Origin of the sequence: Pseudomonas sp. NPDC090201 (genome assembly GCF_044746825.1) — a bacterium.
Taxonomy (GTDB): domain Bacteria; phylum Pseudomonadota; class Gammaproteobacteria; order Pseudomonadales; family Pseudomonadaceae; genus Aquipseudomonas; species Aquipseudomonas putida_AD.
Genome location: NZ_JBIVCX010000024.1, coordinates 1 through 9788, shown reverse-complemented (window position 1 = coordinate 9788; position 9788 = coordinate 1). Strand labels below are relative to the sequence as shown.

7 protein-coding genes are annotated in these 9788 nt (G+C 56.6%); all 7 read left to right on the top strand.

All coding sequences use genetic code 11. The features are described from left to right. On the top strand, nucleotides 1-4017 hold a 4017-nt coding region (gene rpoC / locus ACIPOO_RS27535; RefSeq protein WP_400611213.1), incomplete at its 5' end, for a DNA-directed RNA polymerase subunit beta'. 199 nt (nucleotides 4018-4216) lie between these two features. Then, complete coding sequence (gene rpsL / locus ACIPOO_RS27530; RefSeq protein WP_400611211.1) at nucleotides 4217-4588, top strand: 30S ribosomal protein S12; 372 nt, start codon at nucleotides 4217-4219, stop codon at nucleotides 4586-4588. Nucleotides 4589-4703: 115 nt separating this feature from the next. Beyond that, nucleotides 4704-5177, top strand: a complete 474-nt coding sequence (gene rpsG, locus ACIPOO_RS27525) for a 30S ribosomal protein S7 (protein WP_007970418.1) — start codon at nucleotides 4704-4706, stop codon at nucleotides 5175-5177. Nucleotides 5178-5207: 30 nt separating this feature from the next. After that, nucleotides 5208-7337 carry an elongation factor G gene (gene fusA / locus ACIPOO_RS27520; RefSeq protein WP_274134929.1) on the top strand — a complete coding sequence of 710 codons (2130 nt, stop codon included), beginning with the start codon at nucleotides 5208-5210 and terminating at the stop codon, nucleotides 7335-7337. Nucleotides 7338-7368: 31 nt separating this feature from the next. After that, nucleotides 7369-8562 (top strand): elongation factor Tu, encoded by a 1194-nt coding sequence (gene tuf / locus ACIPOO_RS27515; RefSeq protein WP_274134928.1) that lies wholly within the window; start codon nucleotides 7369-7371, stop codon nucleotides 8560-8562. Nucleotides 8563-8703: 141 nt separating this feature from the next. Then, entirely contained in the window at nucleotides 8704-9015 is a 312-nt protein-coding gene (rpsJ, locus tag ACIPOO_RS27510) for a 30S ribosomal protein S10 (RefSeq protein WP_400611208.1), read from the top strand. A gap of 81 nt (nucleotides 9016-9096) precedes the next feature. After that, complete coding sequence (gene rplC / locus ACIPOO_RS27505) at nucleotides 9097-9732, top strand: 50S ribosomal protein L3 (RefSeq protein ID WP_400611215.1); 636 nt, start codon at nucleotides 9097-9099, stop codon at nucleotides 9730-9732. Nucleotides 9733-9788: the final 56 nt, after the last annotated feature.

Below are 9788 nucleotides of genomic sequence, written 5' to 3'. Positions count from 1 at the left end.
TTTGTCCCGGTCAAGGATTACGAGTGCGTGTGCGGTAAGTACAAGCGCTTGAAGCATCGTGGCGTGATCTGCGAGAAGTGCGGCGTTGACGTTGCACGGGCCAAGGTCCGTCGTGAGCGCATGGCTCACATCGAACTGGCTTCGCCGGTTGCCCACATCTGGTTCCTGAAATCGCTGCCGTACCGTATCGGCCTGCTGATGGACATGACCCTGCGTGATATCGAGCGCGTTCTCTACTTCGAGAGCTATGTCGTTATCGATCCAGGCATGACCACCCTTGAGAAAGGTCAGCTGCTGAACGACGAGCAGTACTTCGAAGCCCTCGAAGAGTTCGGTGACGACTTCGACGCCCGCATGGGTGCGGAGGCTGTCCGCGAGCTGCTGCACGCTATCGATCTGGAGCACGAGATTGGCCGTCTGCGCGAAGAGATTCCGCAAACCAACTCCGAAACCAAGATCAAGAAGCTGTCCAAGCGCCTGAAGTTGATGGAAGCCTTCCAGGGTTCCGGCAACCTGCCTGAGTGGATGGTGTTGACCGTTCTGCCGGTTCTGCCGCCAGACCTGCGTCCACTGGTTCCGCTGGATGGCGGTCGCTTCGCGACTTCCGACCTCAACGATCTGTATCGTCGAGTGATCAACCGTAACAACCGTTTGAAGCGCCTGCTTGACCTGTCCGCTCCGGACATCATCGTGCGCAACGAAAAACGCATGCTGCAGGAAGCTGTGGATGCGCTGCTCGACAACGGTCGCCGCGGTCGCGCCATCACCGGTTCCAACAAGCGTCCTCTGAAATCCCTGGCCGACATGATCAAGGGTAAGCAGGGTCGTTTCCGTCAGAACTTGCTCGGTAAGCGCGTTGACTACTCGGGTCGTTCGGTAATTACCGTAGGTCCGACCCTGCGTCTGCACCAGTGCGGTCTGCCGAAGAAGATGGCTCTTGAGCTGTTCAAGCCGTTCATTTTCGGCAAGCTGGAAATGCGTGGTCTGGCGACCACCATCAAGGCTGCCAAGAAGATGGTCGAGCGCGAGCTGCCAGAGGTCTGGGACGTTCTCGCCGAAGTGATTCGCGAACACCCAGTGCTGCTCAACCGTGCACCGACCCTTCACCGTCTGGGTATCCAGGCGTTTGAACCGGTACTGATCGAAGGCAAGGCTATCCAGCTGCACCCTCTGGTCTGTGCTGCGTACAACGCCGACTTCGACGGCGACCAGATGGCGGTCCACGTACCGCTGACCCTGGAAGCCCAGCTCGAAGCCCGTGCGCTGATGATGTCGACCAACAACATCCTGTCGCCAGCCAACGGTGAGCCAATCATCGTTCCGTCGCAGGACGTTGTACTGGGTCTGTACTACATGACCCGTGAAGCGATCAACGCCAAGGGCGAAGGTCGTGTGTTCGCGGACCTGCAGGAAGTCGACCGCGTATTCCGCGCCGGCGAAGCTGCACTGCACGCCAAGATCAAGGTTCGTATCAACGAAACCGTGAACGACCGTGATGGCGGCAGCGTCAAGAACACCCGTATCGTCGACACCACTGTCGGCCGTGCGCTGCTGTTCCAGGTGGTCCCGGCCGGCCTGTCTTACGACGTGGTCAACCAGCCGATGAAGAAGAAGGCGATCTCCAAGCTGATCAACCAGTGCTACCGCGTGGTTGGTCTGAAAGAGACCGTGATCTTCGCTGACCAGCTGATGTACACCGGTTTTGCCTACTCGACGATCTCGGGTGTTTCCATCGGCGTTAACGACTTCGTTATCCCTGATGAAAAAGCTCGCATCATCGATGCCGCAACCGACGAAGTGAAAGAGATTGAAAGCCAGTATGCATCCGGCCTGGTAACCCAGGGCGAGAAGTACAACAAGGTGATCGACCTCTGGTCCAAGGCGAACGACGAAGTCTCCAAGGCGATGATGTCCAACCTCTCGAAAGAGAAGGTTGTCGACCGTCACGGCGAGACCGTGGACCAGGAATCGTTCAACTCGATGTACATGATGGCCGACTCGGGTGCGCGGGGTTCTGCAGCACAGATTCGTCAGCTGGCCGGTATGCGTGGTCTGATGGCCAAGCCGGACGGCTCGATCATCGAGACGCCGATCACCGCGAACTTCCGTGAAGGTCTGAGCGTACTCCAGTACTTCATCTCGACTCACGGTGCTCGTAAGGGTCTTGCGGATACCGCATTGAAAACTGCGAACTCCGGTTACCTGACTCGTCGTCTGGTAGACGTTGCGCAGGATCTGGTCGTGACCGAGATCGACTGCGGGACCGAACAGGGCCTGCTGATGACTCCGCACATCGAAGGCGGCGACGTTGTCGAGCCTCTGGGTGAACGCGTACTGGGCCGTGTTATCGCCCGTGACGTGTTCAAGCCGGGCACCGAAGACGTCATCGTTCCTGCCGGTACGCTGGTAGACGAGAAGTGGGTCGAGTTCATCGAGCTGAACAGCATCGACGAAGTGATCGTGCGTTCGCCGATCAGCTGCGAAACCCGCTACGGCATCTGCGCCAAGTGCTACGGTCGCGATCTGGCCCGTGGTCACCAGGTGAACATCGGTGAAGCTGTCGGCGTTATCGCTGCACAGTCGATCGGTGAGCCGGGTACCCAGCTGACCATGCGTACGTTCCACATCGGTGGTGCGGCAAGCCGTACTTCGGCAGCGGACAGCGTTCAGGTCAAGAACGGCGGTATCGTTCGCCTGCACAACCTGAAGCACGTCGAGCGTGCCGACGGCAACCTGGTCGCGGTCTCGCGTTCCGGTGAGCTGGCGATTGCCGACGAATTCGGTCGTGAGCGTGAGCGTTACAAACTGCCTTACGGTGCAGTGATTTCGGTCAAGGAAGGTGACAAGGTCGACGCTGGCTCCATCGTGGCCAAGTGGGACCCGCACACTCACCCGATCGTTACCGAAATGAAAGGTACCGTGACCTACGTGGGCATGGAAGAAGGTATTACGATCAAGCGCCAGACCGACGAACTGACCGGTCTGACCAACATCGAAGTACTGGACGCCAAAGACCGTCCTGCAGCCGGCAAGGACATTCGTCCTGCGGTCAAGATGGTCGGCATCGATGGCAAGGATCTGCTGCTGCCAGGTACTGACGTACCGGCCCAGTACTTCCTGCCGGCGAACGCCCTGGTTGGTATCGCGGACGGTGCTCAGGTGGGCGTGGGTGATGTTCTTGCCCGTATCCCGCAAGAGACTTCCAAGACCCGTGACATCACCGGTGGTCTGCCACGCGTTGCCGACCTGTTCGAAGCGCGTCGTCCGAAGGAAGCGTCGATCCTGGCGGAAGTCAGCGGTACGATCGCCTTCGGTAAAGAGACCAAAGGCAAGCGTCGTCTGGTGATTACACCGAACGATGGCAGCGATCCGTACGAAGAGCTGATCCCGAAATGGCGTCACCTGAACGTCTTCGAAGGTGAGCAAGTGAACCGTGGTGAGGTTATCTCCGACGGTCCTAGCGATCCGCACGACATCCTGCGTCTGCTGGGTGTCAGCGCACTGGCGAAATACATCGTCAACGAGATTCAGGACGTTTATCGCCTGCAGGGCGTGAAGATCAACGACAAGCACATCGAAACGATCCTTCGTCAGATGCTGCGCAAAGTCGAGATCTCCGAGTCCGGTGATTCGAGCTTCATCAAGGGCGACCAGATGGAACTCACTCACGTACTGGTCGAGAACGAGCGTCTGGCACAGGATGAGAAATTCGTTTCGAAATTCACTCGTGTGCTGCTCGGTATCACCAAGGCGTCGTTGTCGACCGAATCGTTCATCTCGGCGGCCTCCTTCCAGGAGACCACTCGCGTACTGACCGAGGCGGCGGTAACCGGCAAGCGCGACTACCTGCGCGGCCTGAAAGAGAACGTGGTCGTGGGTCGTCTGATCCCGGCCGGTACCGGTCTTGCCTATCACAGCGAGCGCAAGCGTCGCCGTGATGCCGACAAACCTCTGCGTGTGAGCGCGAGCGAAGTCGAAGCGGCCCTGACCGAAGCGTTGAACTCAAGCAGTAATTGAGACCAGTGCCCCGGATCTCATGCTCAACCTCTCCTGGTCCCGGACCAGGGGAGGAGGGTATGCGACTCGGGGCGCTGTCTTGACTGGGGACAGGATCCTCTTTAGACTCTTGTACCCCAAAATCTGGCGGGACTCGCGTCCTGCCATTTTGCTTTTCTTGCAAGACAATAGCGTCGCAAGACAACAGTGGAGCTAGTAGATGGCAACTATCAACCAGCTGGTACGTCAGCCGCGTAAGCGTATCGTCGAGAAATCCGACGTACCTGCGCTGAAGAACTGCCCGCAACGACTTGGCGTGTGCACCCGTGTGTACACCACCACGCCGAAAAAACCTAACTCGGCACTGCGTAAAGTATGCCGTGTGCGTCTGACCAACGGTTTCGAGGTTTCCTCGTACATCGGCGGTGAAGGCCACAACCTGCAAGAGCACAGCGTCGTCCTGATTCGTGGCGGCCGTGTAAAAGACTTGCCAGGTGTTCGTTACCACACCGTTCGCGGTTCGTTGGATACTTCCGGCGTCAAAGGTCGTAACCAGGGTCGTTCGAAATACGGTACCAAGCGTCCGAAGTAATTCGCGCCGTTTGCAGTTGTTTCTAAAATTTATTGTGTCGATAAGAGTAAGGTCGGGCACCGCGCTTTTCAGCGTTATGTCCCGAGCGAACCTGAAGACCGTTTGAGGGCTTATCATGCCAAGACGTCGCGTAGCAGCAAAACGTGAGATTCTTGACGATCCGAAGTACGGATCCCAGATTCTCGCCAAGTTCATGAACCACGTAATGGAAAGCGGCAAGAAAGCCGTTGCCGAACGTATCGTTTACGGTGCCCTGGACACAGTCAAGGCTCGTAAGGCTGGTACCGATCCCCTGGAACTCTTCGAAAAAGCACTCGACGCCATCGCTCCGCTGGTCGAAGTGAAGTCGCGCCGTGTAGGCGGTGCTACTTACCAGGTTCCGGTCGAAGTTCGTCCATCCCGTCGTAATGCTCTGGCAATGCGTTGGCTGGTAGACTTCGCGCGCAAGCGCGGTGAGAAATCCATGGCTCTGCGCTTGGCTGGCGAACTGCTGGATGCTGCTGAAGGTAAAGGTGCTGCGGTCAAGAAGCGTGAAGACGTGCACCGTATGGCTGAAGCCAACAAGGCTTTCTCGCACTACCGCTTCTAATTCCAGCGTCACTAATTTTGCGAGGGCTTTATGGCTCGTACTACTCCGATTAACCGCTACCGTAACATTGGTATCGTTGCTCACGTGGATGCTGGTAAAACCACCACCACCGAGCGCGTCCTTTTTTACACCGGCGTAAACCACAAAATGGGCGAGGTGCATGATGGCGCCGCGACCATGGACTGGATGGTGCAGGAGCAGGAGCGTGGTATTACCATTACTTCTGCTGCGACCACTGCTTTCTGGCAGGGTTCTGTCAAGCAGCACAAAGACCGCTATCGCTTCAACATCATCGATACCCCGGGCCACGTTGACTTCACCATCGAAGTAGAGCGCTCGCTGCGCGTACTCGACGGCGCCGTCGTTGTGTTCTGTGGTACTTCGGGTGTTGAGCCGCAGTCGGAAACCGTATGGCGTCAAGCCAACAAGTACGGCGTTCCACGTCTTGTTTACGTAAACAAGATGGACCGTGCCGGTGCAAACTTCCTGCGCGTCGTCGACCAGATCAAGAAGCGCCTGGGTCACACCCCGGTGCCGATTCAGCTGGCAATCGGTTCGGAAGACAACTTCCAGGGCCAGATCGACCTGATGACCATGGAAGCGGTTTACTGGGATGACGCCGACAAGGGTATGACCCCTCGTCGTGAAGCTATCCCTGCCGAGCTGCAAGAGCTGGCCGAAGAGTGGCGCAGCAACATGGTTGAGGCAGCTGCCGAAGCCAACGAAGACCTGATGAACAAGTACCTGGAAGGTGAAGAGCTGTCGATCGAAGAGATCAAGGCTGCTCTGCGCCAACGTACTATCGCCGGCGAAATCGTTCTGGCTGTTTGCGGTTCTTCGTTCAAGAACAAAGGTGTTCCGCTGGTTCTCGACGCCGTCGTCGACTACCTGCCAGCACCTGTCGAGATTCCTGCGATCAAGGGTATCAACCCGGACGACAAGGAACTGGACAAGGACGATCCGGCCGTTCGTCACGACGAGCGTCATGCAGACGACAACGAGCCGTTCTCGGCTCTGGCGTTCAAGATTGCGACCGACCCGTTCGTGGGTTCGATCACCTTCGTGCGCGTCTACTCGGGTGCTCTGAACTCCGGTGACTCGGTTCTGAACTCGGTGAAAGGCAAGAAAGAGCGTGTGGGCCGTATGGTTCAGATGCATGCCAACACCCGTGAAGAAATCAAGGAAGTACTGGCTGGTGACATCGCTGCCCTGATCGGCATGAAAGATGTGACCACTGGTGAAACCCTGTGCGCACTGGATAAGCCAATTATCCTTGAGCGTATGGACTTCCCTGAGCCGGTGATCTCGGTTGCTGTTGAGCCGAAGACCAAAGACGACCAGGAAAAAATGGGTATCGCTCTGAGCAAGCTGGCTCAGGAAGACCCTTCTTTCCGCGTCAAAACCGACGAAGAGACTGGTCAAACGATCATCTCGGGTATGGGTGAGTTGCACCTGGACATCCTGGTAGACCGGATGCGCCGTGAGTTCAACGTCGAAGCCAACATCGGTAAACCGCAGGTTTCTTACCGTGAGAAGATCACTAAGAACTGCGAGATCGAAGGCAAGTTCGTTCGTCAGTCCGGCGGTCGTGGCCAGTTTGGTCACTGCTGGATCCGTTTTGCACCTGCTGACGAAGGTCAGGAAGGTCTGCAATTCGTAAACGAAGTGGTTGGTGGTGTTGTTCCTAAGGAATACATTCCTGCCATCCAGAAAGGCATTGAAGAGCAGATGAAGAACGGTGTTGTTGCCGGCTATCCGCTCATCGGCCTGAAGGCTACCGTCTTTGACGGTTCTTACCACGACGTCGACTCCAACGAGATGGCGTTCAAGGTGGCTGCCTCCATGGCGACCAAGCAACTTGCCTCCAAAGGTGGCGGTGTGGTGCTTGAGCCGATCATGAAGGTAGAAGTTGTAACACCTGAGGACTACATGGGTGACGTGATGGGTGACCTGAACCGTCGTCGTGGTCTGATCCAGGGTATGGAAGATTCGGTTTCCGGCAAGGTTATCCGTGCCGAGGTTCCGTTGGGTGAGATGTTCGGTTATGCGACCGACGTTCGCTCCATGTCTCAGGGTCGCGCGAGCTACTCTATGGAATTCTCCAAATACTCCGAAGCTCCGTCGAACGTCGTCGAAGCTATCGTTAAAAAACAAGGCTGATTCAGCCCCTTTAGGCTAGGAGTTCACTGTCGTGGCTAAAGAAAAATTTGAACGTAACAAACCGCACGTCAACGTTGGCACCATCGGTCACGTTGACCACGGTAAAACCACTCTGACCGCTGCTCTGACCCGTGTTTGCTCCGAAGTTTTCGGTTCGGCTCGCGTTGACTTCGACAAGATCGACAGCGCTCCAGAAGAGAAAGCTCGTGGTATCACCATCAACACTGCACACGTAGAGTACGACTCCAACGTCCGTCACTACGCGCACGTTGACTGCCCAGGTCACGCCGACTACGTCAAGAACATGATCACCGGTGCTGCCCAGATGGACGGCGCGATCCTGGTTTGCTCGGCTGCCGATGGTCCGATGCCACAAACTCGTGAGCACATCCTGCTGTCCCGTCAGGTTGGCGTTCCGTACATCGTGGTCTTCCTGAACAAGGCTGACCTGGTAGACGACGCTGAGCTGCTGGAACTGGTTGAAATGGAAGTCCGCGACCTGCTGACTACCTACGACTTCCCAGGCGACGACACTCCGATCATCATCGGTTCGGCTCGTATGGCTCTGGACGGTCTCGACGATAACGAGATGGGCACCACTGCCGTCAAGAAACTGGTTGAAACCCTGGACAGCTACATCCCAGAACCAGTTCGTGCTATCGACAAGCCGTTCCTGATGCCAATCGAAGACGTATTCTCGATCTCGGGTCGCGGTACTGTTGTAACTGGTCGTGTTGAGCGTGGCATCGTTCGCATCCAGGAAGAAGTCGAGATCGTGGGTCTGCGTGACACCACCAAGACTACTTGCACCGGCGTTGAGATGTTCCGCAAGCTGCTGGACGAAGGTCGTGCTGGCGAGAACTGCGGCGTTCTGCTGCGCGGCACCAAGCGTGACGACGTTGAGCGTGGTCAGGTTCTGGTCAAGCCAGGCAGCGTCAAGCCTCACACTCAGTTCGAAGCTGAAATCTACGTTCTGAGCAAGGAAGAAGGCGGTCGTCACACTCCGTTCTTCAAAGGCTACCGTCCACAGTTCTACTTCCGTACTACCGACGTAACTGGTAGCTGCGAACTGCCGGAAGGCACCGAAATGGTTATGCCAGGTGACAACGTTAAAGTTTCCGTCACTCTGATCAAGCCAATCGCAATGGAAGACGGCCTGCGTTTCGCCATCCGTGAAGGCGGTCGTACCGTCGGCGCTGGTGTCGTAGCCAAAATCATCGCCTAAGCGTTGATTTGCCAAAAAAGCCCCCGCCCTGCGGGGGCTTTTTTATTGGGTTGACACCCTGATTCGTCGTCTATAGAATTGCGCCTCCTTTTAACGGGCGCATTGCGCCCGGTGGGAATAGCAGCCGGAGTCTGAAATCCAATGCAAAATCAGCAAATCCGTATCAGGTTGAAGGCTTTTGACCATCGCCTGATCGACCAATCCACCCAGGAAATCGTGGAAACCGCGCAACGTACTGGTGCTCAAGTGCGTGGTCCAATTCCACTGCCTACTCGCAAAGAGCGGTTCACCGTTCTGGTCTCCCCGCACGTCACCCAAGACGCGCGTGACCAGTACGAGATCCGTACTCACAAGCGCGTTCTGGACATCGTCCAGCCAACGGATAAAACCGTTGACGCTCTTATGAAGCTTGATCTTGCGGCAGGTGTGGAAGTGCAGATCAGCCTCGGCTAAGACTCGGGTCTTAGTCGTGTAACGCTCTGAAATGGGCGGCCATAGCGGGTGAAAGCCCCGTACACTCATGAGGTTTACAACATGACTATTGGTGTAGTCGGTCGAAAAGCGGGCATGACCCGTATTTTCACCGAAGAAGGTGTCTCCATTCCGGTCACGGTCATTGAGATCGAGCCGAATCGCGTCACCCAGTTCAAAACCGAAGAAAGCGATGGCTATCGTGCAGTGCAAGTCACTGTCGGTGAGCGTCGTGCTTCGCGTGTCACTGCAGCCCAGGCGGGTCACTTCGCCAAGGCTAACGTTGCCGCTGGTCGCACTGTCCTGGAATTCCGTCTTGAAGAAGGCGAATACAAGGCCGGTGACCTGATCAACGCAGAAATCTTCGCTGCTGGCCAACTGGTAGATGTTACCGGTCAGTCGAAAGGTAAAGGCTTTGCCGGTACCATCAAGCGCTGGAACTTCCGCGGTCAGGACAACACCCACGGTAACTCCGTTTCCCACCGCGTCCCGGGCTCTATCGGCCAGTGCCAGACTCCTGGTCGTGTATTCAAGGGCAAAAAAATGTCCGGTCATATGGGCGCTGAGCGCGTGACCGTGCAGTCCCTGGAAGTAGTGCGCGTGGACGCTGAACTCAATCTGTTGTTGGTCAAGGGCGCTGTTCCTGGCGCTACTGGCGGCAATCTGGTTGTACGTCCAGCAGCCAAGGCTCGCGGTTAAGGGGAAGCTGACATGCAGTTAAACGTTTTTGACGCTGAAGCGATGGAAGTTTGCGA